Genomic DNA, 26,765 nt, shown 5'->3' with positions numbered 1-26,765 from the left:
TATTCAGTGTCGATGCAGGGGGAAGGCCGTCCATGGCCGCGCGGGTAAACAGCAATGGGGATGCGTGGCTGACCCAGTCGCGATCGGGGCTGGTCCTGCCGCTCCTGCTGCTCGCCGCTGCCCTGTCGGCCGGGCTGGTTTTCTATGCGATTGGCAGTTGGTTGCTGGCCGCCGGTTTCGCCGCGACCATCCTGACCATCGCGGCGCTGATGGCCTGGTATCGCCGCCTCTATCCGCCGCAACTCTCTGACAAGGAAGCGATTCCCGACTGGACCGTCGCCCGCGCCGCCGCCGACGCCTCCAGCATGGCGATCGCCGTCACCGATCGCGCGGGGCGGCTGGTCTGCGCCAGCGACCTGTTTGGCGAATGGTTCCCCGGCTATCCCACCCCGCCCGGCATCACCGGCGACGCGGCGCTCACCGAAAGCCTGTCCGTCGCCGCCCGCGCCGCCTGGCGCGATGGCGAGGCGAAGGTGGGCGGGATCGTGCAGGGCGCGCTCCGGCTGGACGTGGAAGTGGTGCGCACCGGCCGGGCGGAGGATTATCTGCTCTGGCGCTTCACCCCGGTGCGCCAGCCCAGCGCGCTGGACGACGTCAACCGCTTCCTGACCGGCGAAGCGGGCCGCCAGATGGGCGAGGCGGGCGTGATGGCGGTGATGATCGGCGGCGAAGGCCGTATCCGCGCCGCCAACGGCGCTTTCCTGCTGCGCGCCGCCGGTCGGATCGACGCCAATATCACTGGCCGCGATTTCGCCAGCCATATGCGGGTGGATGACAAGGGGCGGCTGTTCCTGGCGCGCGAGGAGCAGGGCGGCCTGCCGCTGCGCCTGTTGCAGGTGCCGTTGAAGCGCGCCAGCCAGGGCAATGGCGTATCGGCGCAGGCCAGTGCGCAGGACGGCCCGATGCTGCTGCTGCTGATCGACGAACCGGCGGGCGGCGGCGGCACGTCCGCGCTCTCCTATATCGAAACCCTGCTCTCATTGCTGCCTTTTGGCCTGGCCATGGCAGACCGTGACGGACGGGTATTGTTCGTCAACAATGCCTTTGCGCGGGTGGCAGGCCTGAAACCCGGCGACAAGCCCAGCTATCCCGGCGATCTGGTGGTGCGGGAAGATCAGGCGGCGGTGGCCGACGCGGTGCGGCGCTTCGCCGTCGGGCCGCAAATGTCGGGCGACATTGCGGTGCGGATGCGCGACCAACCCGACGAACCGATCGCTCTTAGCCTCGCGGGCGTGCGCGGCCTTGGCGAGGCGGCGGTGCTGCTCTCCCTCAAGGATAATAGCGAAGAATCCAAGCTCAAGCGGCAGGTCGCGCAGGCGACCAAGATGCAGGCGATCGGCCAGCTGGCGGGCGGCGTCGCGCATGATTTCAACAATATCCTGACTGCGATCATCGGCCATTGCGACCTCATGCTGATGCGTCATACGCCCGGCGACAGCGATTATGACGACATCCAGCAGATCAAGTCGAACAGCAATCGCGCCGCCGGGCTGACCCGGCAATTGCTCGCCTTCTCGCGCCAGCAGACATTGCGGCCGCAAATCCTGCAACTGCCCGACATCGTCGCGGACGTCTCCAATCTCCTGAAGCGCCTGCTGGGCGAAAATGTGAAGCTGGACGTCAGCCATGGCCGCAATCTGGGCGCGGTGCGCGCGGACCCCGGCCAGCTGGAGCAGGTGATCGTCAATCTGGCGGTCAATGCCCGCGACGCGATGCCCGAAGGCGGCACGCTCAATATCCAGACCTATGGCGTTCCCGCCATCAAGGTGCGCGAGATGCGCCAGCAAATCCTGCCCGTGGGCGACTATACCGCACTGCGTGTGTCCGACACCGGGCTTGGCATCCCGCCCGACATATTGGCCAAGATTTTCGAGCCCTTCTTCACGACCAAGGAACTGGGCAAGGGGACGGGCCTTGGCCTTTCCACCGTCTATGGCATCGTCAAGCAATCGGGCGGCTACATCTTTGCCGAATCCGAACTGGGACGCGGCGCCAGCTTCGTCATCTACCTGCCGGTCTATGCCGGGTCCGATGCCAAGGATGTCGCCCCGGTCAAACCGCCGGTCAAGCGCAGCGAGACATGGGGCACCGGCACGGTCCTGCTGGTCGAGGATGAAGATATGGTCCGCGCCGTCGCCGAACGGGCGCTCGTGCGGCAGGGCTATACCGTGCTGACCGCCAGCGACGGCGAACAGGGGCTGGAAGTGCTGGCCGGGGACGTGACCATCGACCTGCTGATCTCTGACGTGGTGATGCCCAATATGGACGGTCCCGCCATGGTGGCGCAGGCGCGCCGCGCTTTCCCGGACCTGCCGGTCCTGTTCATGTCCGGCTATGCCGAGGAGCAGTTGCGCAAGTCGATCGACATCGCCAACGTCGCCTTCCTGCCCAAGCCTTTCTCGGTCAATCAGCTGGCCGAAGCGGCGCGCGACGCGCTGGCGATGCGGCCCGTGGCGGAATGACCCCCCAATAACTTGCGCTCGATCAAGGTGATTATCCTGTCTATTCCCGTAACGATGGGTTAGCGCAAAGGCGTATCAACAGGGGATTGCGAAGGCATGTCGGCGGCTAAGAGCATTTTGATCGTCGAAGATGAAGCGATGATTGGCATGATGCTGGAGGATTATCTCGACGCGCTGGGTTACCGCTTGCACGCGGTTGCCGCCTCGGTCGACGAAGCCTGCGCCCATGCCCGGGAAGGCGGCTTTGACGCGGCCCTGCTCGACTGCAATTTGCAGGGTGAGAAAAGCTGGCCCGTCGCCGACATATTGGTGCAGAAGGGCGTGCCTTTCGTCTTTGCGACCGGCGGTATGGCTGACGATCTGCCGTCCCATCATGCCGACCGGCCGACGCTGGCCAAGCCCTTCACCATTGGTGCGGTCGAGCGCGCTTTGGGAAAAATATTGGGCGAATAGGAAATTTCCGTTCCCCCCTTGTTCTACTAGAACAAACAGGATACATCATCGCCAGGCGTCGAGAGAATCGGCGCAGTCCGCTTGACAGGGAATAGGCCGATGTCCGCTATGCTCACACTCATCGATTCCAAGAAGAACGGGACTATGGACAGACAAAAAGCATTGGACGCCGCGCTCGCCCAGATCGACCGGGCATTTGGCAAAGGCTCCGCGATGAAGCTGGGTTCGCGCGAGAAGCTGGAGATTGAAGCGATCTCCAGCGGATCGCTCGGCCTCGACATTGCACTGGGCATTGGCGGCTTGCCCAAGGGGCGGATCATCGAGATTTATGGCCCGGAAAGCTCCGGCAAGACGACGCTGGCGCTCCACGTCATCGCCGAAGCGCAGAAGGGCGGCGGCACCGCGGCTTTCGTGGACGCCGAACATGCGCTCGATCCGGGCTATGCCAAGAAATTGGGCGTCGATATTGACGAACTGATCGTGTCGCAGCCCGACACCGGCGAACAGGCGCTGGAAATCGTCGATACGCTGGTGCGCTCCAACGCCATTGATGTGCTGGTGATCGACTCGGTCGCCGCGCTGGTGCCGCGCGCGGAAATTGAGGGCGAGATGGGCGACAGCCATGTTGGGCTTCAGGCGCGCCTCATGAGCCAGGCGCTGCGCAAGCTGACCGGCTCGATCTCGCGCTCCAAATGTATGGTGATCTTCATCAACCAGGTGCGCATGAAGATCGGCGTGATGTACGGCAACCCGGAAACCACGACTGGCGGCAATGCGCTCAAATTCTACGCCTCGGTCCGCCTCGACATTCGCCGCACTGGCCAGATCAAGGATCGCGAGGATATTGTCGGCAACGCGACCCGCGTGAAGGTGGTCAAGAACAAGGTCGCCCCGCCGTTCAAGCAGGTCGAATTCGACATCATGTATGGGGAGGGCATTTCCAAGATCGGCGAGATTCTCGACCTGGGTGTCAAGGCCGGGATCGTCGAGAAATCGGGCGCCTGGTTCTCCTACGACTCGGTCCGCATCGGCCAGGGTCGCGAAAACGCCAAGACATTTTTGAAAACGCATCCTGAAATGGCGGACCGTCTGGAAAAGGCGATCCGGGGCAAGACCGACGTGGTTGCCGAAGCGTTGATGGCCGGACCCGAAGCGGAGGATGATGACGAATAAGCGCGGATGCCTGTCCGGCCGGATCAGCCGGAACAGCCTCTGACGCGGCTCGTCCGCCTCTCGCTTCACGCACTGAAAAGGCCCGCCGCGTAACCCTTGCGCAGCGGGCCTTTTACCGTCCTGATCCAGCGTGCTGACTTTCCGATAGGATCAGGATAGCGCAAGATAATGTCCGATTCACCGGGAAATATGCGAAGTTAAGCGTGATCATGTCTGCTTGATCCGTTCGTTTCGAGCGACGTCGAGAAGCGTGCCGCACTGGTTTCTCGACGTCGCTCGAAACGAACGGAGGGCGAGTTGCCACCTCAAATTGTGACGCTCTGCGTGGCTGAAACTATTGGCGGCTTGCGCTCTGCCTGCAGCATCGCAATGCTCTGCACCCTAATCCCTGCTCGCGCGTTACCGCGTCTCCTTCCCTCCCCTGAAAGGCTCCCCTGATGCGCGTCGCGATCGAGGCGATACTGGATTATGACTTCGCCGAACCGACCGATGTGCTGCTGGCGGTGGAGGCTGCCGCGCTGCCCGACCAGCATATCGTCAGCCAGTCCCATATCATCAACAATGCCGGCCCGCTGACCAACAAGGTCGGCGGCAGCGGCGTCGGGCGGCGTACCTGGACCCGCACCGGCACCGGGCGGATGCTCAGCACCTACCGCGCCACGGTCGATGTCGATCGGCCGGTGATCGATCTCGCGAGCCTCAACAAAAGCCCGCTGCCCAGCCTGCCGGAAGAGGTGCTGCCCTTCATCTGGCCCAGCCGCTATTGCGAGGCCGACCGCTTCGTCAGCTTCGTCTGCGGCCACTTCCCCGATCTGGAGGGCGGCGCGCTGGTCGCGGCGCTGCGCGACTGGGTTCATGATAATCTGATCTATGTACCGGGCAGTTCCGATGGCGCGACCACCGCCGCCGACACCTTCGTCGCGCAGCAGGGCGTCTGCCGCGACTATGCCCATCTCACCGCCGCGCTGATCCGCTCGCGCGACATTCCCGCCCGTCTGGTGTCGGTCTATGCCCTCGGCCTCGACCCGCCAGACTTTCACGCGGTCGTCGAGGTCTGGCTCGACGGGGCATGGCACATCGTCGATTCAACCGGCCTCGCCCCGGTCGAAACCATGGTCCGCATCGCCGTAGGCCGCGACGCGACCGACATCGCCTTCATGACCGCCTTCGGCAACGCGATGATGAACGCCCAGTCCATCCTGGTTTCCCGCATGGACGAATAAGACAGTTTGAGGGGGCGGAGTTGCCCGCTCCCTCAATAATCCTTCGAATAGCGAAGGTTCGCCGACGACCCGGCATTGGTCCCCGTCTTGGACAGCAGGCTCAGCGTCTTGGACAAAGCGATCTCCAGCTGGGTGGCGGTAAAGCCCTTGGAGTCGGTAATCACTTCGACATAGACATTATTCGAGATATGCTGCCCGACCGCCAGCGACGTGCCGCGTCCGGTCGCCTCGTCGCCACCGACGATGCCGATACGATCGACCCCTGACGCGCCCTGCAACTTGCCCATCGGGTTCAGCCCGCCACTACCGCCACGCAGGCCATTGAGCGCCGCCGCCAGCTGCACCGCCTGCATCGCTGACAGGTTGGCGACATTATCGCCGAACAATATGCGCGAGAGGATTTCATCCTGCGGCAGAGTGGGGGTGGAGATGAAGGCGATGCCGGGCTGCTGCGCCGATCCGCTCACCTGGATACCCGCGGTCACCGTGTCGATCCGGGTCTGCGCCTTGATCGCCAGCACCGGGTTCAGCATCGGCCCGTTAAAGGTGATGACGCCCTGTTCCAGATCGAACTGCTTGCCCGAAAAACTGTAACGCCCGCGCAGCACTTCCAGCCTGCCGACCACGCGCGGATTGGCGGTGGTGCCGGTCACCCGCATGGCGGTTTTCCATTCCGAATCCAGCCCCATGCCGGTCACGTAAATCTCATTGTCGGCCCGCAGCCTTATATCGAGTTTCCAGTCGGCCGGTTTCGCCGCCGCCTGCCGCGCGGCCATGCGCTGGTCCAGAATATCCACACCCTCGCCCTTGCGCCGCACGCCCTGCAACTGGCGGATGTCGGTGCCACCCTGCCAGGCGACCTTGTAACGGGTTTCGGGCAGGGTAAGGTCGCCCTTGATCAGGCCGCCATTGGCCGGACTGTTGGTGATCGCCATCGTCCCGCTGACCACGCTGGTGATCGCTTCGCTGCGGGCGAGGCGCGCGCGGTCGAGCGCGATGGCGATGTTCATCGGGAATCCGCTGTCGGCAGCCAGACCAACGGAGCCGGACGCCTTGACCGTGCCATCGCCCGCGCGGCCCGAAAAATCGCGTATCTCCAGCCGGTCGTTGGTAAAGCGGCCGTCCAGTCGCATCTGGGTAACGCGCGTGCCGAACGTCTCATTCTCATAGGTCAGCGCATTGGCGCGGACGATGCCGTTGACCCGCGGGTCAGTCAGCCGCCCGCTAAAATCTGCAGCAACCGCCAAGCCGCCGGTCAGCTGCTGGTCAGCCAGCCCCGCAAAAGAGAACAGAATATCGGCTGGCCCGGCATAGCGGATGCCCCCGCCCAGGGGTGCCGCCTGCAACTGCTCGCTCCAGCTGGCGCCGGGGCCGGGTGGGGCGAGCGTCGCGACGAACCGGCCTAGCGTGGACGTGCCCCGCCGGATCAGCCCGCGCAGATCGCCGCCCGCGCCAGACAGCTTGCCCTCCATGCTCATCGACACCGGATCGGACACGGCGGTCAGGCTGGACCGGCGGAAGTCAGCGATCGCCAGCCGGGTGGTCGCGGTCGGGAAGGCATTGCCGCTCTGCGCAAAGTCCAGCGTCCCGGTGGCCTTGCCGCCAATACCCAGCCCCGGCGCAGCGATGTTGATGATGGCGAGGTCAAAATCCTTGAACCGCGCCTGCATGGCCGTGCTGCCACCAAAGCGTCCCGCCAGATCGACCTTGCCCTGCGGTAGTACCAATGTGGCCGGTTCCAACCGATAGCCCGCCGGTTCGGTGCGGATGATCGCCGGGTTGGCGAGACGGAAGGGGATATTGCCCGCCTTGCCCTGCAACGCCACGGCATAGAGATTGGGCCGCAACGCCGCATTGGCCGCGATCGAGAAGGGCACGCCGCTGGAGCCGTCGGCCACCAGCTGCGCCTTGCCGCGCCCGCCCTGATAGTCGATCTTGGCGCGCCCGGTGCGGACGACATAATCGCCATAGGCGGCGTTGGCGATCTGCACATCGGCAACGATACGCGGCTGATCGGTCAGCACCATGGAGGCCGTCACGATGGCCCGGCCAATGATGACCTCCGCGTCGCCCGGCAGCTTGGCGTTGCTGGCGGTCGCGTTGACGTCCACCCCCTGCGCCTTGCCAACCGCGGCCAGTCGCACCGCGCCGGTGATGCCCGACCCGTTCATGCTGAGCTGCCCGGTGAAGGGACCAGCGGCGCTCTGCTGCACCGTGCCGGCCATATCCACCCCGGCAAAGCGCGCCTTGGCAACATCGATCGTCAACGGCCCCTTTGCGGTGCGAATGAGGACATTGGCGAAGAAAGGACCATAAGGCGATCCGCCGGTCGCTTCGAGCCGATAGCCCGCCGCCTCGCCATTCAGCTTCGCCACCACGTCGGACAATTGCACCCCGACATTGGGCCGCGCCGCGCGCAGCACCGCCTGCGGCCGCTCCATCGTCCCGCGCACGGTCAAGGCCAGCGGCCCATATTGGCGGGACGAAGCAGTCGCGTCGAAAGCGATCCGACCGTCCGTGTCGTAGCTGCCCGATCCCGACTGGATGGTGAAATTGGGCGCGGCACCCTTCAACCCCGCCAGTATGAACTTGCCCTCCGGCGTCATGCCGATTCGCCCGGTGGCGACCGCATTGCCGCCCAGAAAATCGCGCACGGACGCATTGTCCCAGCGCGCCGTCCACAGGCCAAAGCGACCCGACAGACCAAAGCCGCCCTTGGGTCCGGGGACCAGCTCGACATCGGTGTTCAGGTTGACGATGCCGACCCCGTCGATCCGGTAATCATTGACCCGGCCTTTCAGCGCCCCGCGATAGAGGGCGTTGTCGAGGTCCGCCAATATGATCGCGGTGGCATCGACCCTGTCGCTGTCGATCTTGAGATTGTCGCTGATCAGCTTGCCGCCCGCATAGGCAAAGTCGCCCTTCACCCGCAGATTGTTCATCAGCCCGCCCGCGGCTGCGTTCAGGCCGGTTACCCGGCTTGCGGTTGCGCTGACGGGAATGCGGATACGATCGGCGTCGATGACCGCCCGACCGCTGGCCTTCAGATTCTCGATCCCGGTCGCGTCAAACGCCAGATATTTCGCCGTAATGTCATAGTCGATAAACGGGGTCGCCATCGGCCCGTCGAGGATGATCGCGGCGCGCACGTCGCGGCCCTTCACTTTCTCCATGATCGCGCCGGGGGTCAGCAGCGCCGCGTTGATCCTGAGTGCGCTGAACCGGCTGGTGCCAAGGTCGATGATCCCCTGCGCATCGGCGGTCAGGGCTGGCGATCGCACCGTGCCTTTCAGATTCACCCGCTGTTCGTTGAGGCCTGCAAACAGATCGACGTCCAGCTGCGGCGCTGTCAGGCGATCGACCGTGCCTGCCATCACCAGGCCGGGGCGCACCGGCCCCTTGGCGGTGAACGCCCCATCACGCGCGGCGATGGCGATGTTGGCGAGTTGCCCCTTGGGACTGGTCGCAATGATGCGCCCGTCCCAGGCCTGCCACGTTCCCTTGCCATCCAGCGTCGCGGTCATCCCGTCGGTCAGGCCGGACATGGCGGCAATCACCCCGCCCTTGGGCGCGGTCAGCGTGCCGCTCATCGCCAGGCGATTTTGCGCGGGGACCGCGTCCAGCTTCGCCTGCAACCGGTCGCCGCTATCGACGATCGCGTCGGCAGACAGGATGGCGCGGCCATCGGCAATATGGGTCACGCCGTCGATCGCGATTTCGCGTTTCTGGCCGATCACCGGCCTGGCGAGGATGAACTTGCCGATCTTCATCCGGTCGACGTCAATGTCCAGGTCCGGCAGGATCGGCGCGTTGGGATCGGTCGGGGTAGCGTTGAACTGCGGGCTGCGCGCCAGCACGACCAGCGGAGTTTCCAGCAGGCTGACCGAGATATGGTTGTTCACATAACGAAACGGTTTCCACACCACATGGACGCGCGGGCTGACCGCAAACACGCCCTTGGGATCGCGCAGGATCAGGTCGTGGATCACCATGTCGCTATAGACCGACCCGTCGATCCGTCCGACCTCGATCGCCATGCCCGATTCGAGCTTCAGCGCAGCGATCTGCTGGATCAGGAAGCGCTTGCCCGGCTGGGAGTTGAGACCCAGCAGCAGCCCCGCCGCCAGCATCACCAGCGCGACGATCAGGCCCACGACCCCGACCGCGATTTTCTGCCACAACGGGCGACCCTCACGGACGATGACGGTCTGGGCGGGGATAGTCTGGGTAGGGGTGTCATCCTGCGTCATTAGAAAGCCTGCCCGATGCCGATATAGAGGGCGAATTTGGATTCGCCCGGCTGCCGGTTGATCGGCATCGCAATGTCGGCGCGGAACGGGCCGAAATTGGTGTAGAAACGCCCGCCTATGCCCACGCCATAACGCATGTCGGAAAATTTGGGGATCGCGCTGTCATAGACCTGGCCTGCATCGACAAAGGCGACCGCGCCATAATTGCCGAAGCGATAGCGGCCCTCGACCGCAAATTCATTGACCGACCGGCCACCGACCGGATCGTTGTTCGCGTCCTTCGGCCCCAGTTCCTGATAGCCATAGCCGCGCACCGATCCGCCCCCGCCTGCATAGATGCGCCGCGATGGCGCAACATCGTCGCGCCCCACGCCGCTGATCGTGCCAAGCCGGGTGCGCGCGGCAATGACCAGCGCATCGGACACCGGATAATAGCCGGTCAGGTCGAACGTGCCGCGCACATAGGGGGAGACATTGCCCTGCAACGAGGCTTCGGGCGACACGCGCACGCTGGCGCGGAAGCCCTTGGTCGGATTGAGCAGATCGTTGGACCGGTCATAACCGACCTGCACCGGCAGCGCGCCGATGAAATAGGTCAGTCGCTTGTTCTGGCCGGTCGCCGGGTCGATCGTCGTCTGTTCGTTCGACAGCAATATTTCCGCGCCATAGCTATAGGTCCATCGCTTCTGGAAGATCGGCGTCGATTGCCGCGCCCAGCTGATGTTCAGGCCCGCCGTGAACGCTTCATAGGCGTCATATTTCTGATGGTTGATCAGCGCGCCTGCCTGAAACGTTCTGTCGCGCTTGCCCGCATTGGACCGGCGGAAGGTGCCCGATACGCCCTGTTCCTGCGTACCCGCGACCACGCCCGCGACCAGTGCGCCTTCGGGCGGGAACAGGTTGCGATGGGTCCATGTCCCCTCCGCGCGGAAACCCTGGCCGGTGCCATAGCCCAGCTCGCCCGCCAGCGTGCGCGGCGGCCCGGCATCCTGTTCGACATGCAGATCGACATATTCGGTGCCGTCCGGCCCGGCTTCGTTCGTCCGCACCGGATCGACTGCGACGCTGGAGAATAGCCCGGTCGCGACCAGCGCCTTGCGCAGGTCGTCCACCTTGCGGCTGTCATAAATCTCGCCCGGCTTGTAGCGGCGGATCACTTCCATATGATCGGCACCGAAGGCCTGCTTCTCGCCACTGGTGATGATCTTGCGGAACGTGCCGCGCGGGCCGGTGTCCACCGGCAGCGTGTAGGCACCGGTTACGGTCGCGGGATCGAGCAATATGTCGCGCTCCCCCACCTTGGCAAAGGCATAGCCCTGTTCGGGCAGCCGCAGCGCGACATTGGCTTCGGCCCCCTCGACCGTCGCCGCGACGATATAGTCGCCGGTCTTGAGCGGCAGGCTGTCACGCGCCAGTCCCGGCGGCACCGTCGGCCCGGCCGTCACCACGATATCGCCCAGCTTATAGCGCTTGCCCGGCGTCACCGAAACCACAGCAGTCAGCGTGCCGTCACCGGTCTGGTCCAGGCTGGCGAGTGCGGTCGCGTCATAATAGCCCTCGGAATAGAAAAGCCGCACCGCCAGCTTCTCATCCTCCTGCGCCCGCGCCTGCACCATCGCGGCGGTCTCCGCCTTGCCATCGCCGTCGATCAGCGCGGACGCGTCGCGGAACGCGTCCTCCAGACCTGTTTTGCCGAAACCCTCGATCCGGGTGGCATAACGAATATCGGGCGTCTGTGTGTTCGGGTCAGTGTCGGCCGCGACATTGGCGGGTACGGTCACGCTGTCGAGCGCGGGCAAAGGTTGCGCGAGTTCTGGCTCCTGCACCGGCTCCGTCGCGGCGGGCAGCTCTGCTGTCGCACTGGTCTGCGGCATTTGCTGGTCGATCCAGCTGTCGATCGAGGGCAGGCGCGCGTCAAACTGGTCGTCGGGCAGGATCGGTTCTTCCGCGGCGGGCGGCGTCGCTGTCTGTGCCATCAACGGCAGGGGGGATGCGGTCGCGATGAGGAGGCCCAACATGTGCCGGACATGATGCGCCTGTCGTCTGATCATATGTCCGTCATGCCCCTTTGGTCGCCAGCCCTATAGATGGCCGACGAACCTGCAATACGCTCAAGGGGTTGCGGGGGTTCCGTCGAGCGGACGATTCGCCGCGACGGCCCGCGCTTCCCTCCATGCTTCCCAGAGTCTAGAGCGGCGGCATGACATTTGCGCTCAACATCTCCCGCTCGATCACTGGCCAGCCCTGGAAGTGGCGGGGGGAGGGGGCGGACGCGCGCGAGCCGGGCTATCTGCCCGACGATCTGGTGACCCAATTGCTGTTGGCGCGCGGCTGCCCGCGCGACGCGCTGGAGGCGCATCGCAACCCCACCATCCGCGCCTTCATGCCCGATCCCAGCCTGTTCCGCGATATGGATGCCGCCGCCGAGCGCCTGGCCGACGCGGTGCAGCGCGGCGAGGATGTCCGCATCTTCGGCGATTATGACGTCGACGGCGCGACCAGCGCGGCGCTGCTCATTCGCCTGCTGCGCGATCTGGGGCTGGCGGCAAAGCCCTATATCCCCGACCGGCTGATGGAGGGCTATGGCCCGTCGGGCGAGGCACTGGTGCGGCTGGCGGGCGAGGGCGCGACCCTGATCGTCACCGTCGATTGCGGCGCGCAGGCGTTTGAGGCGCTGGCTATGGCGCGCGAAGCCGGGGTCGATGTCGTCGTGGTCGATCATCATAAATGCAGCGCCGCGCTGCCCCTGGCGCTGGCGCTGGTCAATCCCAACCGGCTGGACGAGGGGGATGAGGCGGCGACCCATGGCCATCTCGCCGCGGTTGGCGTCGCCTTCCTGCTGGGCGCGGCGCTGGTGCGGCTGCTGCGGGCGCGGGGATGGTTCGCGACGCGGGCCGAACCGGCGCTGATGGAATTGCTCGATATCGTCGCGCTGGGGACCGTGGCGGACGTCGCGCAACTCAAGGGGCTGAACCGTGCCTTTGTGGCGCAGGGGCTTAAAGTCATGGCCAAGCGCCGCAATATCGGCCTCGCCGCGCTGATCGACGCCAGCCGCCTGACTCGCGCGCCGCTCTGCCATGATCTGGGCTTTGCGCTGGGACCGCGCATCAATGCGGGCGGGCGTGTAGGGCAGGCGGATTTGGGGGTGCGGCTGTTGACCACCGACGATCCAGCCGAGGCCGCACGGATCGCCGAGCAGCTCAATCAGTATAATGAAGAACGGCGTGCGATCGAATCGACCGTGCAGGAACAGGCCGAGGCATTGCTGGCCGCCCAGGGCAATCGCGCCGTCGCGGTGATCGCCGGGCAGGGCTGGCACCCCGGCGTCATCGGCATCGTCGCCGGGCGCATCAAGGAGAAAGCAGGTCGCCCCGCGATCGTCATCGCGCTGGACGAGGAAGGCGTGGGCAAGGGATCGGGCCGATCGATCAGCGGTGTCGATCTGGGCGCGGCGGTGATGGCAGCCAAGGATAGCGGCCTGCTGGTCGCGGGGGGCGGCCACGCCATGGCGGCGGGGCTGACCGTGGCAGCGGACCGGGTGGATGCGCTGGCCGATTTCCTCGACGATCGCCTGTCCGCCGCCGTGGCGCGGGCGCGTGACGATCGGGCGCTGCTGATCGACGCGGTACTGGCCCCCGCCGGGGTCAATCCCGACTTCATCGCCGCGATCGAGGCAGGCGGTCCCTATGGCGCAGGCTGGCCCGCCCCCCGCATCGCCGCCGGGCCTATGCGGGTGATCAAGGCCGACATCGTGGGCAATGGCCATTTGCGTGCGATCATGGGCGGGGAGGATGGCCGGTCGTTCAAGACCATCGCCTTCCGGCAGGCCGAAACCGATCTGGGGCAGGCGATATTGGGCGCGCCGCGCGACCGGCGCTTATGGGTCGCGGGCCGGGCCAAGATCGACGATTGGGGCAGTCGCCCGGCCGCCGAGCTCCATCTGGAGGACGCGGCCTGGGCAGATTGAAGCCGATGGCGATTTCATGGTGCAAAAGGGGTTGACCCCTGCGCCGTCTCCTCCTAATGCCCGCCTCGCTTCGCAGCGCCATCCGGTGGCGCCGCCAACGGCCCCTTCGTCTAGCGGTTAGGACGCGGCCCTTTCACGGCTGAAACACGGGTTCGATTCCCGTAGGGGTCACCAGTCAAGCGATTTATCGCGTTGACTTTATACAATAAATTTCCTGGCTGGCCAATCGCCCACCACAATTGTTCCCACATTTTGTATGGGGGGCGATGACACGATTCGGGGCTTGCTGGGACATGCTTAAGCGAAATCCGGGCGCCCGCATTCTTGCGAATCAATCGCAACATGCTTAGTCATTTTGGTCCATGCCGACCAACGCTGTTGCCCTGACGCATTTGCTGCTTGCCGAGCGCTCGTCGCTGCTGCGGTTGAGCGAGCGCATCTTGCGGGACAGGCCGAAGGCGGAGGACGTGACACAGAGCCTGTGGCTGCGCGTCCAGCGCATTGAGGACGATCCGCCGATCGCCAACAAGCGGGCGTATCTGTTCAGGCTGGCCACCAACCTAGCGGTAGATCGCGCGAAAGCCGATCGGCGTCATGGCGAACTGTTCGCGGAAGGAATGCCGTCCGAGAATGTGGCGGACGACAGGCCTCTTGCGGACAAGATGCTGCTCGATCGTGAGGCGCTGGATCTGGTGCAGTCGGCGGTGAAGGAATTGTCGCCGCGCTGCCGCAAGATTCTGCATATGCGGCGCGTGGAGGGGCTGGCTCCCGGCGAAATCGCTTCCCGGCTCGGGATCAGCCGCCAGATGGTCACACGCTATATCGCGCAGGCCATGACGCATTGTCTCGACCGGCTCGATACGGACGCATGAATCCGGGCGAGCGGGTTTCCATTTCCTGCCCTTGGTCGTCATAGGAAATGAGGGTTGGCGGCGTGCAAACAGCGCCCCGCTGCCGGAGACACCGTAATGCATGGGGAGCAGCCCATCCCGAACGAAATCAACAGGCAAGCGGCACAATGGTTCGCGGAGCAGGAATCCGGCGACATGACCCCCGAGGACGAAGCGCGCTTCGTCCGATGGCTGGCCGCGGATCCGCAACATGCCGAGGCCTATGGGCGGGCGCAGGCGGTGTGGCGCTTCCTGAATGCGGAGACGCTTGCGCCTACCCCATCCGCTGAGCGCCGGAGTAAAAGGCGCTGGCCGCAGCTGACGCGCGGGCGTCATCGCCAATGGATCGGCGGTGCGCTTGCGGCCAGCCTCGCACTGGTCGCTATCATGGACAGCGACATCGCGACGCGCTTGCGGGCCGATGCCATAACCGCGACGGGCGAGATTCGCGAAATCAGGCTGCCGGACGGCTCGACCGCCATGCTCGACACGGACAGCGCCATCACGTTTACGTCCGATGGACGGACGGTGCGACTTTTGAAGGGGGAAGCCGCCTTTCAGGTCGCACGCGATCCCCGGCATCCTTTCTCCGTGAATGCGGGCAGCGGCACCAGCACGGCGCTGGGCACGCGCTTCATCGTACGCCGGGCCGGCGATGGCGCGCGCGTCACCGTCACGGAACATAGTGTGCGGGTCGCGATAGCCCGACAATCGGCCGTGCTGCGCGAAGGGCAAGCGATCGGCTACGATGCGGAAAGCCTGGACCAGCCACAGCGGGTCGTGGTGGCCGACGCCGATGCCTGGACCCGTGGGCGCATACGGGTGGTCAATCGTCCGCTGGGTGAGGTCGTCGCCGAAATCGCCCGCTATCATCGCGGCTATATCCGCGTGGTCGGCGAGGATGTGGCCCGGCGTCCCGTCAGCGGCACATTCGACATCCGTGATCCGGTGGGGGCGATCGACGTTCTTCAACGCACGCTGGGCATCGGTTCGACCCGCCTCACCGATCGGATCATCCTGCTTCACGCCTGATGGGTGGTCCGGAAAATTTTCCGCGCAAGGTTTCCAAATCGCGACCCCGACAGTCTGTCTTAATGAGGGCAATTCGCATTAGCGAAAGTGCCCGCGTCATTACAGCAGTCGGGGGAACCACCAGCGTGATTTCAAAGTCCAGCCAAACCACCCATGCCCGCCCATGGCGTTCCGCACTGGGTGCGCTCCTTCTCACTACCACGGGCCTTGCAACGGCCGTTCTTGCCATTCCCAGCCCGGCAGCAGCGCAGGCGGCACGCAGCTACAACATTCCAGCCGGTTCGCTCGCCGATACGATCAACAGCTTCGCCGAGCAGAGCGGCGCGCAAATCCTCTATGACGCCGCCCTGACCCAGGGCCGCAGTTCGGCTGGGCTGCAAGGACAATATGGCGTGGCGGAAGGTCTTTCCCGGCTGCTCGCCGGCTCGGGCGTGACCTTCCGCCAGACAGGGGCGAACATCTTCACGCTGGAAGCGGCCCCGCGATCGGCGGAAGGCGCGATCCAGCTCGGCCCTGTCCGGGTCGAGGGAGCCAGCGGAGAAGCTGGCGCCTATGTCCCGCCACAAGCGGTGATCGGCAACCAACCCGAAGCTTATGCCGGAGGGCTGGTCGCGCGCGGTGGGCGGCTCGGTGTTCTCGGCAATCGCGACTTCATGGACGCGCCGTTCAACCAGAGCAGCTACACGTCGAAGCTCATCGAAAACCAGCAAACCCAGTCGATCGTGGACCTGCTGACCAACGATCCTTCGGTCACCATTGACAGCTATCGCAGCGGCGCCTTCGAGGAAGTCACCATTCGTGGTTTCACCAACAACGGCACCAACAACGGACGCGCCACGGTCAACGGGGTCTACGGCATATTGGGCGTCGCCCCCGAGAGTTTAGAGCGGGTCGACGTGCTGAAAGGGCCGAGTGCGTTCTTGCACGGGACGGGGCCAACGGGCAACACCGTGGGCGGCACGATCAATCTCGTGACGAAACGCGCGCCGGATGAGCCGATAACCCGGCTTACGACAACCTACGCCTCCGACGCGGAGTTCGGAGGACATCTCGATTTCGGCCGCCGCTTTGGTGAAAACAAGGAGTTCGGCCTCCGCTTCAACGGGAGATATCGCGCCGGCGACACCGCACTCGAGCATAACAGCGAGAAGCTCGGCATGGCGAGCCTCGGGCTGGATTATCGGAGTGAACGGGTGCGCCTCACTGCCGATTTGGGCTATGACGATGCAAGAATAGACGGAGTGAGGCGGTTTCTCTTTGTGGACAGCGGCGTTCCGGTTCCGCGCGCCCCTGAATCGAGCAGCAACTATTCCCCGCCCTGGACCTATCAGGATAGAAAGACAAAATATGGGATGGTCCAGGGAGAAGTCGATATAATCGACAATGTAACGGCCTTTGCTTCATTCGCGACCAGCAACAATGAATGGTCCGAATATGGATTCATTTCATCAATATATAATATAGATGGCGATGCGAATGGCTCGGCCTTCGCAGAGCATGAGAAGACGATAATTTACACGTGGCAAGCTGGAATCAGGTCAGAATTCGACACCGGGCCGCTCCACCACAAGCTGAATTTCGATTTCACGAAATTCACGCACAAATATTATTTCTCCGGCAATTATGACTATGCCTCTTTTGAAACCAATATCTATGAAAAATCGAATGTCCCGGATCAGGGAGCGATAATATATCCGGCAGAATATATTGCTACGACCAATCAATCTGGCGTGGGTATCGCGGATACCGTTTCGGTCCTGGAAGAGCGCGTGCAATTGACAATTGGCGCGCGTCGTCAGGAGGTTGGTGACGCCAAAGCTTGGACCCCGATCTATGCGCTGGTGGTCAAGCCACTTAAGAATATCTCGCTCTACACAAGCTATATCGAAGGTCTGGAGGGCGGCGAGATTGCTGGTGTCGAATATGCCAACGCCGGCGAAACATTCCCACCCAACAGGTACAAGCAGCATGAGGTCGGCATCAAGGCCGACTGGGGCATGCTGGCCACTACCATCAGCGCCTTCGAGATCACCGTTCCGGGTTACATCTCGGTCCCGGGAACCTCTTTGCCGACGCTGACTCTGGATGGGAAACAGATCAATCGCGGCATCGAGATCAATGTCTTCGGGGAGCCGGTAAAAGGCGTGCGGTTGCAGGGCGGCGTCATGCTCATGGACCCGGAATTGAAGAAAACCCAGGATGGCGCTTATGACGGAAACAGGCCGGTAGGCACGCCGACCGTCAATTTCGCGCTCAGCGGCGAATGGGACACGCCCTTGTCCGGGTTCACCCTGACCGGGCGCGTCAACCACACCGGCAAGTCGTTCTACGACGCCGCCAACACGCAAGTGCTTCCTTCCGCCACACGGGTTGACCTTGGCGCGCGCTATGCCTTCAAGGCTTGGGATGATCGACCGATAACCGTCCGTTTCGATGTCCAGAACGTCGCTGGCAGCGACTACTGGTATCCCTTCGGTGCGTTGACGGTTTCGCAGCCGCGAACATTCCTGCTGTCGGCGACGTTCGATTTCTGATCGTGGCAGGAGGCCGAGATGAAGCCGGGCTTCCGCCAGTCGATGGCATCGCTCCATAGCTGGGCCGGGCTGGTGCCGGGATGGCTGATGTTCATCATCTTCCTGTTCGGCACTACAGCCTATTTCCAGCGGGAGATTTCGGAATGGATGCGGCCGGAGCTTGGGCGCGGCGAGGTAAAGGACGCGGCGCTCGATAATGCGTCACGCTTCCTGGCCGCTCGTGCTCCCGATGCGGCAAGCTGGAGCCTGGCCCTGCCACCCTTGCACGGAGGTAGTGGGTTGTGGGTTTCCTGGGAGCCACGCGAAGGGAGCGCAGGGAAAGGCGGCGGTGCAACGCTCGATCCGGTCAGCGGGCGCGAGGTCGTCTTGCGCGACACGGAGGGCGGCGGGTTCCTCTACAATTTTCACTATGAGTTGCACTATATGCCATGGTGGCTGGGACGTTATCTGGTGATCCTGGCCGCGCTGGCGATGCTGGTGACGCTGCTGTCCGGCGTCGTCACGCACAAGAAGATCTTCGCCGATTTCTTCCTGCTGCGGCTTGGCAAGGGACAGCGAAGCTGGCTCGACACGCACAATGTGACCGGCGTCCTGGCGCTGCCGTTCCATCTGATGATTACCTATACCGGGTTGGCGACACTGCTGTTCATGGCGATGCCCTGGGCGATCAGCGCCAATTTCCCGGACCCGGAAACCTTTGCCGAAGCCGCTCTGCCATCGGGACCGCAGAGCAAGGCGAGCGGGATAGCCGCGCCGTCAGCGCCGCTAGGTGAATTGGTCGAACGTGCCCACACTGCAAGGGACGGTTTCACGCCCGGCTACGTCACGATCAGGAACCCCGGCGACGCGGCCGCCATTGTCGAGATACAGCTGCTTCCCGATCAAATCCGCTATGAATATGGCACGCTCTATTTGAGCGGCGTTACCGGCGAGATTCTGCAACGGCCGCCCCAACCAGGGCCGGCATCGGCCACCGCCGGCGTGATGATCGGCCTTCATGCGGGACGCTTTGCCAATCCGGCGCTGCGCTGGCTCTATTTCCTGTCCGGTGCGGGTGGCACGGTGATGATCGCAAGCGGCCTTGTCCTCTGGACGGTCAAGCGCCGCGCGAAGCTGGCCGATCCGGCTCACCCGCATTTCGGTTTTCGGTTGGTCGAGCGGCTGAACATTGGCGTGATCGCTGGCGCTCCCGCCGGAATCGCGGTCTATTTCCTCGCCAACCGGCTGTTGGCTGGCGGTCTCGATCATCGCGCCGATTGGGAGATCAACAGCCTGTTCATCGCCTGGGGCGGCCTGTTCGTCTGGACGATCGCGCGCCCGGCCAGGCACGCATGGATCGAGGCGCTGGCCGTCTGCGCGATCCTCTATGCGCTGGTGCCGATCGTCAGCGCCTTCACCACGGAGCGCGGTCTGATCTCCAGCCTGATCGCCCGCGATTGGCTATTTGTTGGCTTCGACCTCATGATGCTGGCGACGGCCGCGGCCTTCACGCTCGCGGCATGGAAGGTCGCGGCTCACAAGCCAAAGGCGGCAACCCGCCGCAAGACGCGCGCACTGCTGGAGGTACTATGATCCATATCGCAACCTTCCTGGTGTCGCTGGGCGGCCTCGCCCTGCTGCTGCTCGCCATGCCCCGCCATCAGCAGGATTGGCTTGGCCGCAAGCTGTTTCCCATGCAGCGCCGCGCCTTACGCCTCTCGGGCTTCACGATGCTGGCGCTCGCCTTCGTCGTGGCGGGGTCCGGCCGTGGGTGGGCTTATGGCGCGGTGGCCTGGTTCGGATGGTTGACCGTGGCGGCCGCGCTGGTCGTTGTCGTCAACACCAATCGCGACCGGTTCAGACGGAAGGTCCGGCCATGATGCGCCTGAGCGAACAGGCACGCGGGCGCTGGTCGGTTGCCTTCCGCACCTTGGCGGGCACGTTGGGGGGCTATGGCCTGACCTCGCTCGTCACCGTGGCCCTGTCGCTGCTGCTCGCCCTGATCGGCATGGATCGTGTGGAAGCCGTGACAGCCGCGACGCTGGCGAGCTTTGCGATTTTCGCCGCCATCGCGATGGCGGCATTCCACGTCCGCAGCGCGGCCCGCGCCTGGGGTTGGCTGCTGGCCTTCGCCGTTCCGACAGGTCTTGCGGTGATGCTGATGTTGCCGGGGGCGAAAGGATGACCCTGATCACGCCACAGCCCCAGCGCGCCGAGCGCGAGGCCGTGCCGGATGACAGTGCGGCAGCGGACATGCCTCCTGCGCCTACGCCGGAACCTGTCCGGCAACCGACGCGCTATGCCGATCAACCCATGAGCCTCGGCACGCGGTTGTTCGGCATGGGCGGCGTCTCGGTGATCGCGCTCTTGGTCCTCGGCGGCGCCTTGCTCACATGGCACACCTATACCGCGCCGCCCGCAAAGCCGGCCTTGAGCGTGTTCGACGTGACCCTGCCAGCTTCACCGCAAGAAACCCCACCGGAGGAAAAGGAAGCGCCGAGGCCGGTCGAGAAGAAGGAGAAGCAACCCCAGCCGCCAAAGGTTCAGCCGGTCGAACGCACCCTCGTTCCGATCTCGGAGGTCTCCGTGCCGATCCCGGTCGTGACGCCCAAACCCGTCGATCCCGGCCCGGTGGAGCCGGAGACGGCCGCGCCCAAAACCGTGCCCGCGCCGCCGGCTCCGCAGGTAGCGAGCAACGGCCCGGACGCTTGGGAAGGCCGCGTTCTGGCCGCCTTGCAGAAGCAACGCCGCTATCCCCGTGCGGCGATGGCGCGGCGGGAACAGGGCGTGCCCTATATCCGCTTCGTCATGGACCGCGACGGCAAGGTGCTGTCGGTACGGCTGGAACGGTCCTGCGGTTTCCCGGAACTGGACCGGGAAGCGGTTGCGCTCGCAAAACGGGCATCGCCGCTGCCCAAACCGCCCGACGACAAACCCGGCGACACGCTCGAGCTGATGGTCCCGGTCGAATATTTCTTGAGCGCGGCACGGCGATGAATCGAGCGACGACCTCCGCCAGCGCTCCACGTCCCGCAAGACTGGTGCTGCGCCGCCGCTCGTTGGTCGAGCAGCGGGTCATTCACCTGATCCGGGGCGAAGCAGAGGAAGGGCGCGACGCCATGCCCGCAATGCAATTCGCCAGGCTGCGCGATCTCGCTACCCGCAATGTGCTGGTGATCCACCGGCCCGGAACGCCGTATCTCAGCCCCGGTGAACTCACCCTGCTGGGCTGGCTGGCGCTGGCGCAGCGGATCGCGAGCTACCGGCAATCCTTCCATCCCGATCCTTCTCTGACCATGACCGTGGTGCATTGCGCGGGCACGCTCGACGCCCTGGGCGTGCGGTTGCACCTCTCGCCTTCGCCGATCGCCTCATGCACCGGCCAGGCGGAGAACGGCATGACCGTCTGACTACGAACAGATGAAGGTCGAACCGAATGCGAAAAAGCCTGGTGTCCGCAAGAAGGATGCTATGAGGCCGAATCCGATCTGCTTGCCTCGCTCGCCCGAATCCGGGCCGCTCCGTTGCCCGATGCGCTGAGTGACGAACCAACGGGAGGCCAGCGAGACTGCGCAGCGGCTGGGCGCAGCAATCCGAACGGGGCCTGAGACCGTCAACGCGTCAGTTGCCGTGGCGCCGAGCCGGTGTAGCTTGTCTTGTCGAGTAGCAAAGCGCCCTGTCCGACTGACTTCCTATTCCGCCGCTGCCGGGAGATGGGCAACGAGCGCACGCAGAGCAGCGACGTGGCGGTCAAGGGCCCGCTTGCCTGCCGATGTCAGTGACGCCCAGGTGCGTTGGCGACCTCCGACTGCCGCCTTGCGGAGGCGCACATAGCCTGCGTCCCCCAAGGCGGTGAGATGTTTTGACAGCACTGAATCGCTGACTTTTGTCAGTTCACGCAGCTTGGCAAACTCCAACTCGCTGACCTTGGCGAGCAGTGCGGCGATCTGCAGCCTGCTCGGCGGGTGCAGCACCATGTCGATTCCGTCCACGCTCATGCGGCGGCATCGAGCAGTTCGTGGCGATAGGCGCGATTCCAGGCATAACTCGCCTCCAGCGCCACAAGGAAAGCGATTCCCGCGATCGCGAGCTTCACCGTGAGAGACAGACCGGCGAAACGCGCATGATATTCGAACGCCACCGCGCCGAGCGTCGCCGCGAGCAGGGCCAGAGAGACGGGCAGCGTCCGTCCCTTGCGATAGCCGTTGATGAACATGCCGTAGCGGCGCCGGTCGTCCATGGCGACCCAGGCGACCCCTGCCAATCCGGCAATGCTCAGCGCGGCCTGCGGCAACAGATTCAGACCGGACGCGAACACCATGACGGCCATGATGGCAGCGAAGACGGCATGACGCCAGAACGGGCAGTCGGTCGCCTTCAACGCCAGTTCGCGCCGTATGTCGGCGATGCCGTCGAGTGCTGCGCGAGCCTCTTCGGGGTTCAATAGTTCACTGGTCATGCGAACCTCCTCGGAAGGATACGGGCCATCAGTTTGGGGCTATCTGTGCGTGCCATCGCAATGCAATGGCCGGGCGGACCACAAGGGCGATCAGATCGACCAGCACATGGACCAGGATCGGCTGCAGCAGCGAGCCACTGGAGAGATAAAGCCACGCGAACCCGGCACCAATCTCGAGCACGACCAGCATTCCCTTCCAGCCTTGATACCAATGGGCGAGTGCGAAGGCGCCGGTGGCGATCGCGAACCCCGCTAATGCCGACCCGGTAACCCGGGTTGCCAGCAACGGTAGGGCGAGACGGAAAAACAGTTCCTCGGAAAAGCCCGCATTGATCGCCATCGGCAGCGCGGCGACGATCTCGGCTCCATTGCGAGGAAGCAGCGGTTCGATGTCGCCGATCGCGGGCAGCGTCATCTTGCGAATCTGAAGAGCCCAGAGAAGCACCGAAAGAGCAAGCATTGCACCAATGCCTATCAGCACGCCGATGACATAGTCCGCTCCGCCTCCGGCGCCAGCCTCTGCTATGGCGGACGCTGGCGCAAGCTGCGCGAATTCGGAGGGCATCCGCCAGAGATCGCCCAGCGAGCCGGTAGCCGCAAGCAGCACCAACCCGCCCAGTCCGAACAGGACGAAGGATGTCAGGGTCCATTGCCGGTAGAAGGCGCGCCGCCTTGCGCTGTCATCGACCAGGCAAAAGGCGCGATAGGCACGAGCGTCGGCAAAGGCCCACCATGCCAGCACAACGAGCACAAGGAGCAGAAGCAGAGCATGCGGCACAAGCAGCCTCCATCGCTTTCCAATATGGAAAGACATAACATTACTTTCCGATCTGGCAAGTAATGATTTTCCAGGCTGGAAAATGATGCCGGTGGCTCGGTAGCGCGTGTTCCCGCACCAAGGTCGCGGTCTTTCGGAACCGGGCGGAGTGTATCTTGGCCGCCCCGAACTATCCGCCGCCGCGCGTCTCGGTTTACGAAGAGCGGTAAACACCCCTGCGCGCTCGGGGCGGGACAGCTGCCCCTAAATCATGAGTTCCAACGGGAACGGATGGCTTCAGCCACGGGCGAGATGGCGTCGATCAGCCGGTCGGGCGGGTTTGGTCGGCCATCGGGCCAGCTGGCTTCATATTCCGCGATCTCAAGCCCCAGCACGTCATGTTCGGCGAGGATTTCAAACGCTTCGCGCAGGTCGGCATATGACAGGCCGTTTGGCGACTGATATTCCGTTGCCAGCAACCCGGCGTCGAGGACATCGCAATCGAGGTGGACGTACACCCGCCGCCCCCTGATTGCCCGTGCGAGCCGCCGGCCAAGGTCAGGCCCGACCGGAACCAGTCCAATCTGGCCGGCATCGATCCGTTCCAGCTCGGGCGGATCGAGGTCGCGCGCGCCGACAAGGATGACATTCGCCAGATCGACGCCGTGGCCGAAGCCCGTATCCCATTCGCCAGCGGCCCCGGATATGACCATGCCGCCAAGATAGCGCATGGCCCCGTCCTCGGTCGGGACGTTGCAATCCCCATGCGCGTCGAACCAGACGATCGCGGCGTCGGGATAGCGGCTCGCGACCGGCGGCAGCGTGGCGATGCCGGCGGCGCAACGGCCCATCGTGAGAATGAATGAGCCACTGTCCCCGAGTTGTTCGGCGACGCGGCGCGCCAGAAGACGAAGAGTGGGTGTTGCGGCCTTCAACTGATCGACCCAGCCGCCCTCGACAATGGCGACGGGCGAACCGATTGTCCGCGCTTCCGCATCGAGCCGATGGGCAATTTCGGCTCCGAGGCTTAACGCCCCCAGCATCCCCCGTTCATTTCTGTCACCGGCATTGGCTGCATAGATCATCACGTCCATAAGCTGCACCGTTGTATTCCTGACGGCCGATCCTTTCCGGCGAAATTGGCCGTGCCGAAGGGTAAGGACACGGCACCGGCCCGGAGGCGGACACGCTTTCACGTCGTGCAGCAGAGAACAGGCCGGAAGTCCACAGCGCAAGGTCGGAAAGCCAGCTACACCGGCGCTTGTATGGCGCGCGCGATAATCAATCCGGCGAGCACGATGAGCACAACGAGCGTGATGTAATGCACCGGCAGCACGGGAACGCCGGCCATCTTCAGCGCGATGATGTCGTAGAGCGGCAACGTGATGCCTACCGTGAAGACAATCTCAAGCGCGCGCCACATGCCGAAGACAAGGAGCAGAATGCCGATCGCCGAGATCACCAGATTCCGGTCGCGATAGACTGCGTGATAGAATTCCGCCGCCTTGCTATCGGCTGCCGGCCCAAAGCCCAGCGCTCCGGCGGCGGGATCGAAAATGCCTCGCAACGCGAGAGCCGCTTGGGCCAGGAGGAGCAACAGGGTGAGGCTGTAAGTCGCGATATTGAGGATAGGCATCTGGATTTCTCCGTATGTTGAGTGTGAACATAGGCTGCTATGGGATGAGCACGATCTTCCCGCTCACCGACCGGCTCTCCATCGCGCGATGGGCCTTTGCGGCGTCGCGCAGCGGCAGGACTTCGCCGACGAGCGGTGAAATTGCGCCTTCGGCCACGAGCTTGAGCACGGTTGCGAGATCGTCCCGATAGATTTGCGCGCGCAAATCGCGCCAAGCAGGGATGGCGTAGGTCGCGACACTCTGGCTCTTGCCGAACAGGGCAAAGGCGGAAAAGCGGCTGTTCAACATCATGTCGGCGATGGCGAGCGGGTGGACCTTGCCGCCCCGCGTCGCGTCATAGCCGCCATAGAGGACGCCAACGCCGGTCGGCTTGAGGGCTAGTAGCGAGACTTTCCTGAAATGCCGCCCGCCGATGTGATCGAAAGCCGCCACGACGCCGCCACCGCTGATGGCCCGTGCGCGGGCCGCCACATCTTCGGCCTGATAGTCCAGTGCCACGCCGCCCCGGCTTTGCACGGTATCGTGCTTGCCGCGCGACGCCGCGCCAATCGCCTTTATCCCGGCAAGGCGGGCGAAATCGAGCAGCAGACTTCCGACGCCGCCGGCTGCACCATGGACAAGAATCCATTCGTCCGCCCCTGCCTGCGCGACCCGATGCAGCATCTGCCAAGCGGTGACGCCGTTGAGCACGACGGCAGCCAATGCAGCGGCATCGGCTTCTTCCGGCGCGGGCACGAGCCAGCGGGCCTCGACGTTGCGACGATCCGCATAGGAGCCGGACACGGTGACGCCAGCGACGCGCTGTCCGATCTGGAATGCGGAACCCTCGGCTCCGACCGCCTCCACCCTGCCAACGAAGTCATAGCCCGGTGTCACCGGCGGTTTAGCGCTGGAATAAAGCCCGCGTCGCATGACGATATCGGCATAGGCGACGCCAGCGGCTTCGATCTTCACCCGCACCTGACTCGGCCCAGGCGGCGGCAAGATGACCTGTCGCGGCTGGAGAACGCCCGCGTCGCCCGCCTTGGACACATGCATTTCGAGGGCTTCCATTCGACGGCCTCGTGAATTATTTTCGAAGCACTATAAAAACATTCAAACGCCTCCCTGACAAGAATTGTTTTCGGATCACTCAAAAAATGACGGACAGCCAGAGACCGCGCGGACGACCCCGCGCATTCGACCGTGACGAAGCCCTGAAGACGGCGATGCTGCTGTTCTGGCGGCATGGTTATGACGGCGTGCCCGTCGCCCAGCTTGCGACGGCGATGGGGATCGCGCCGGCAAGCCTCTATGTCGCCTTCGGGTCCAAGGAGGCGCTCTATCGCGAGGCCGTGCGGTTCTATCTCTCCCTGGGTCGCCTCGGCATCGAACGCCTGCAAGAGAGCGCCAGCGCCAAGGAAGGCGTCCATGCGATGCTGCGGAGCGCGGCCAAGGCGTTCACCCAACCGGACCTGCCTCCGGGCTGCATGGTGGGCGTTGGCGCGCTGCGCTGCGCAGGCGAGAACAGGGTGATCGAAGAGGCCACGGCCGAACTTCGCCGGCTCTCGGCCAAGGCGGTACATCTGCGGATCGAGCGCGCCCGCAGGGAGGGAGAACTCGGTAAGGATGTCTCGCCGCAGGCGCTGACCGATTTCTTCAGCGCGGTGGTCGAGGGCATGTCGGTGCTCGCCTGCGACGGCGCTTGCCGCGAAAGGCTGCTGCACATGGCGGACACGGCGATGGCAGCCTGGCCGGTGGTTGATTGATCGGCTTCGATTGCGTCGTCGCGTAGCTACTCAAGGCTACAAGCCCATCGGGGTCGTCACCTTACCCCCTCTGCCCACAGTCCAAGAGCGCTAAGAGCCCGTTTGAAAAATGCGCGAAGGTGCGCATTTTGGTGGCCGGTGCTTTTCTCAAACAGGGTCTAAAGAGTGGAGGCATCATGAGGCTGCCGCCCTGATCGCCGT

22 protein-coding genes and 1 tRNA gene are annotated in these 26,765 nt (G+C 64.2%); 15 read left to right on the top strand and 8 right to left on the bottom strand.

The features are described 5' to 3' along the window. Positions 1-32: 32 nt before the first annotated feature. The 4 genes from D0Z70_RS07720 to D0Z70_RS07705 all read left to right on the top strand — a co-directional run bounded on the left by D0Z70_RS07720 (position 33) and on the right by D0Z70_RS07705 (position 5,311). Positions 33-2,462 carry a hybrid sensor histidine kinase/response regulator gene (locus tag D0Z70_RS07720; protein WP_119745029.1) on the top strand — a complete coding sequence of 810 codons (2,430 nt, stop codon included), beginning with the start codon at positions 33-35 and terminating at the stop codon, positions 2,460-2,462. Positions 2,463-2,558: 96 nt separating this feature from the next. After that, entirely contained in the window at positions 2,559-2,915 is a 357-nt protein-coding gene (locus tag D0Z70_RS07715; protein WP_119745027.1) for a response regulator, read from the top strand. 99 nt (positions 2,916-3,014) lie between these two features. Then, entirely contained in the window at positions 3,015-4,088 is a 1,074-nt protein-coding gene (gene recA / locus D0Z70_RS07710; protein WP_006959190.1) for a recombinase RecA, read from the top strand. 437 nt (positions 4,089-4,525) lie between these two features. Next, positions 4,526-5,311 (top strand): transglutaminase-like domain-containing protein, encoded by a 786-nt coding sequence (locus tag D0Z70_RS07705; protein ID WP_119745025.1) that lies wholly within the window; start codon positions 4,526-4,528, stop codon positions 5,309-5,311. A 32-nt stretch (positions 5,312-5,343) separates the two neighbouring features. Here the strand turns inward: D0Z70_RS07705 and D0Z70_RS07700 are convergent, their stop codons facing one another. Together D0Z70_RS07700 and D0Z70_RS07695 are read right to left on the bottom strand one after the other, a co-directional pair. After that, the gene (locus D0Z70_RS07700; protein WP_119745023.1) at positions 5,344-9,561 is read right to left on the bottom strand and encodes a translocation/assembly module TamB domain-containing protein; all 4,218 of its coding nucleotides are present in this window, start codon (positions 9,559-9,561) and stop codon (positions 5,344-5,346) included. Beyond that, complete coding sequence (locus D0Z70_RS07695; protein ID WP_182913889.1) at positions 9,561-11,612, bottom strand: autotransporter assembly complex protein TamA; 2,052 nt, start codon at positions 11,610-11,612, stop codon at positions 9,561-9,563. The genes D0Z70_RS07700 and D0Z70_RS07695 overlap by 1 nt, the downstream gene beginning before the upstream one ends. Positions 11,613-11,761: 149 nt before the next feature. On the opposite strand from D0Z70_RS07695, the gene recJ reads away from it, so the two are divergent. From recJ to D0Z70_RS07645, 10 genes are all read left to right on the top strand, one after another. Beyond that, a complete protein-coding gene (gene recJ / locus D0Z70_RS07690; RefSeq protein ID WP_119745019.1) occupies positions 11,762-13,528 on the top strand; it encodes a single-stranded-DNA-specific exonuclease RecJ in 1,767 nt (588 codons plus the stop codon). 99 nt (positions 13,529-13,627) lie between these two features. Continuing rightward, positions 13,628-13,702: transfer RNA gene (locus D0Z70_RS07685), tRNA-Glu, on the top strand. Between the two features lie 188 nt (positions 13,703-13,890). After that, entirely contained in the window at positions 13,891-14,400 is a 510-nt protein-coding gene (locus D0Z70_RS07680) for an RNA polymerase sigma factor (RefSeq protein ID WP_119745017.1), read from the top strand. Positions 14,401-14,496: 96 nt separating this feature from the next. Next, positions 14,497-15,450, top strand: a complete 954-nt coding sequence (locus D0Z70_RS07675; RefSeq protein ID WP_119745015.1) for a FecR family protein — start codon at positions 14,497-14,499, stop codon at positions 15,448-15,450. A gap of 62 nt (positions 15,451-15,512) precedes the next feature. Then, positions 15,513-17,984 carry a TonB-dependent receptor gene (locus D0Z70_RS07670; RefSeq protein ID WP_182913888.1) on the top strand — a complete coding sequence of 824 codons (2,472 nt, stop codon included), beginning with the start codon at positions 15,513-15,515 and terminating at the stop codon, positions 17,982-17,984. A gap of 18 nt (positions 17,985-18,002) precedes the next feature. Beyond that, positions 18,003-19,556 (top strand): PepSY-associated TM helix domain-containing protein, encoded by a 1,554-nt coding sequence (locus tag D0Z70_RS07665; protein WP_119745011.1) that lies wholly within the window; start codon positions 18,003-18,005, stop codon positions 19,554-19,556. Further along, the gene (locus tag D0Z70_RS07660; protein WP_119745009.1) at positions 19,553-19,843 is read left to right on the top strand and encodes a DUF3325 domain-containing protein; all 291 of its coding nucleotides are present in this window, start codon (positions 19,553-19,555) and stop codon (positions 19,841-19,843) included. Before D0Z70_RS07665 ends, D0Z70_RS07660 begins: the two co-directional genes overlap by 4 nt. Further along, positions 19,840-20,148, top strand: a complete 309-nt coding sequence (locus tag D0Z70_RS07655; RefSeq protein ID WP_119745007.1) for a hypothetical protein — start codon at positions 19,840-19,842, stop codon at positions 20,146-20,148. Before D0Z70_RS07660 ends, D0Z70_RS07655 begins: the two co-directional genes overlap by 4 nt. Then, a complete protein-coding gene (locus D0Z70_RS07650) occupies positions 20,145-20,960 on the top strand; it encodes a TonB family protein (RefSeq protein WP_239018850.1) in 816 nt (271 codons plus the stop codon). Before D0Z70_RS07655 ends, D0Z70_RS07650 begins: the two co-directional genes overlap by 4 nt. Continuing rightward, positions 20,957-21,373, top strand: a complete 417-nt coding sequence (locus D0Z70_RS07645; RefSeq protein ID WP_119745005.1) for a hypothetical protein — start codon at positions 20,957-20,959, stop codon at positions 21,371-21,373. Before D0Z70_RS07650 ends, D0Z70_RS07645 begins: the two co-directional genes overlap by 4 nt. 282 nt (positions 21,374-21,655) lie before the next feature. Here the strand turns inward: D0Z70_RS07645 and D0Z70_RS07640 are convergent, their stop codons facing one another. The 6 genes from D0Z70_RS07640 to D0Z70_RS07615 all read right to left on the bottom strand — a co-directional run bounded on the left by D0Z70_RS07640 (position 21,656) and on the right by D0Z70_RS07615 (position 25,869). Further along, entirely contained in the window at positions 21,656-21,961 is a 306-nt protein-coding gene (locus D0Z70_RS07640; protein ID WP_182913887.1) for a transcriptional regulator, read from the bottom strand. Beyond that, positions 21,958-22,422 carry a hypothetical protein gene (locus D0Z70_RS07635; RefSeq protein WP_119745003.1) on the bottom strand — a complete coding sequence of 155 codons (465 nt, stop codon included), beginning with the start codon at positions 22,420-22,422 and terminating at the stop codon, positions 21,958-21,960. Before D0Z70_RS07635 ends, D0Z70_RS07640 begins: the two co-directional genes overlap by 4 nt. A gap of 28 nt (positions 22,423-22,450) precedes the next feature. Further along, on the bottom strand, positions 22,451-23,200 hold the full coding sequence (locus D0Z70_RS07630; RefSeq protein WP_182913886.1) for a CPBP family intramembrane glutamic endopeptidase: 750 nt from the start codon (positions 23,198-23,200) through the stop codon (positions 22,451-22,453). A gap of 248 nt (positions 23,201-23,448) precedes the next feature. Then, positions 23,449-24,273, bottom strand: a complete 825-nt coding sequence (locus D0Z70_RS07625; RefSeq protein ID WP_119744999.1) for an arginase family protein — start codon at positions 24,271-24,273, stop codon at positions 23,449-23,451. A 155-nt stretch (positions 24,274-24,428) separates the two neighbouring features. Beyond that, the gene (locus tag D0Z70_RS07620; RefSeq protein ID WP_119744997.1) at positions 24,429-24,815 is read right to left on the bottom strand and encodes a DUF4267 domain-containing protein; all 387 of its coding nucleotides are present in this window, start codon (positions 24,813-24,815) and stop codon (positions 24,429-24,431) included. 37 nt (positions 24,816-24,852) lie between these two features. Further along, entirely contained in the window at positions 24,853-25,869 is a 1,017-nt protein-coding gene (locus D0Z70_RS07615) for a zinc-binding dehydrogenase (protein ID WP_220475632.1), read from the bottom strand. 86 nt (positions 25,870-25,955) lie between these two features. Between D0Z70_RS07615 and D0Z70_RS07610 the strand changes: the two genes are divergently transcribed. Continuing rightward, a complete protein-coding gene (locus D0Z70_RS07610; protein ID WP_119744995.1) occupies positions 25,956-26,564 on the top strand; it encodes a TetR/AcrR family transcriptional regulator in 609 nt (202 codons plus the stop codon). Positions 26,565-26,765: the final 201 nt, after the last annotated feature.

The organism is Sphingobium terrigena, from assembly GCF_003591655.1.
In the GTDB taxonomy this organism is placed as follows: domain Bacteria; phylum Pseudomonadota; class Alphaproteobacteria; order Sphingomonadales; family Sphingomonadaceae; genus Sphingobium; species Sphingobium terrigena.
The sequence above is the reverse complement of the archived record's forward strand: the minus strand, read 5'-3'. Positions and strand labels throughout refer to the sequence as shown.

Bases quoted from the DNA above. Each gene is read 5' to 3' on its own strand.
- D0Z70_RS07720 (WP_119745029.1), top strand. From the start codon at position 33: ATGGCCGCGCGGGTAAACAGCAATGGGGATGCGTGGCTGACCCAGTCG.
- D0Z70_RS07715 (WP_119745027.1), top strand. From the start codon at position 2,559: ATGTCGGCGGCTAAGAGCATTTTGATCGTCGAAGATGAAGCGATGATT.
- recA (WP_006959190.1), top strand. From the start codon at position 3,015: ATGTCCGCTATGCTCACACTCATCGATTCCAAGAAGAACGGGACTATG.
- D0Z70_RS07705 (WP_119745025.1), top strand. From the start codon at position 4,526: ATGCGCGTCGCGATCGAGGCGATACTGGATTATGACTTCGCCGAACCG.
- D0Z70_RS07700 (WP_119745023.1), bottom strand. From the start codon at position 9,561: ATGACGCAGGATGACACCCCTACCCAGACTATCCCCGCCCAGACCGTC.
- D0Z70_RS07695 (WP_182913889.1), bottom strand. From the start codon at position 11,612: ATGATCAGACGACAGGCGCATCATGTCCGGCACATGTTGGGCCTCCTC.
- recJ (WP_119745019.1), top strand. From the start codon at position 11,762: ATGACATTTGCGCTCAACATCTCCCGCTCGATCACTGGCCAGCCCTGG.
- D0Z70_RS07680 (WP_119745017.1), top strand. From the start codon at position 13,891: ATGCCGACCAACGCTGTTGCCCTGACGCATTTGCTGCTTGCCGAGCGC.
- D0Z70_RS07675 (WP_119745015.1), top strand. From the start codon at position 14,497: ATGCATGGGGAGCAGCCCATCCCGAACGAAATCAACAGGCAAGCGGCA.
- D0Z70_RS07670 (WP_182913888.1), top strand. From the start codon at position 15,513: ATGAGGGCAATTCGCATTAGCGAAAGTGCCCGCGTCATTACAGCAGTC.
- D0Z70_RS07665 (WP_119745011.1), top strand. From the start codon at position 18,003: ATGAAGCCGGGCTTCCGCCAGTCGATGGCATCGCTCCATAGCTGGGCC.
- D0Z70_RS07660 (WP_119745009.1), top strand. From the start codon at position 19,553: ATGATCCATATCGCAACCTTCCTGGTGTCGCTGGGCGGCCTCGCCCTG.
- D0Z70_RS07655 (WP_119745007.1), top strand. From the start codon at position 19,840: ATGATGCGCCTGAGCGAACAGGCACGCGGGCGCTGGTCGGTTGCCTTC.
- D0Z70_RS07650 (WP_239018850.1), top strand. From the start codon at position 20,145: ATGACCCTGATCACGCCACAGCCCCAGCGCGCCGAGCGCGAGGCCGTG.
- D0Z70_RS07645 (WP_119745005.1), top strand. From the start codon at position 20,957: ATGAATCGAGCGACGACCTCCGCCAGCGCTCCACGTCCCGCAAGACTG.
- D0Z70_RS07640 (WP_182913887.1), bottom strand. From the start codon at position 21,961: ATGAGCGTGGACGGAATCGACATGGTGCTGCACCCGCCGAGCAGGCTG.
- D0Z70_RS07635 (WP_119745003.1), bottom strand. From the start codon at position 22,422: ATGACCAGTGAACTATTGAACCCCGAAGAGGCTCGCGCAGCACTCGAC.
- D0Z70_RS07625 (WP_119744999.1), bottom strand. From the start codon at position 24,273: ATGGACGTGATGATCTATGCAGCCAATGCCGGTGACAGAAATGAACGG.
- D0Z70_RS07620 (WP_119744997.1), bottom strand. From the start codon at position 24,815: ATGCCTATCCTCAATATCGCGACTTACAGCCTCACCCTGTTGCTCCTC.
- D0Z70_RS07615 (WP_220475632.1), bottom strand. From the start codon at position 25,869: ATGGAAGCCCTCGAAATGCATGTGTCCAAGGCGGGCGACGCGGGCGTT.
- D0Z70_RS07610 (WP_119744995.1), top strand. From the start codon at position 25,956: ATGACGGACAGCCAGAGACCGCGCGGACGACCCCGCGCATTCGACCGT.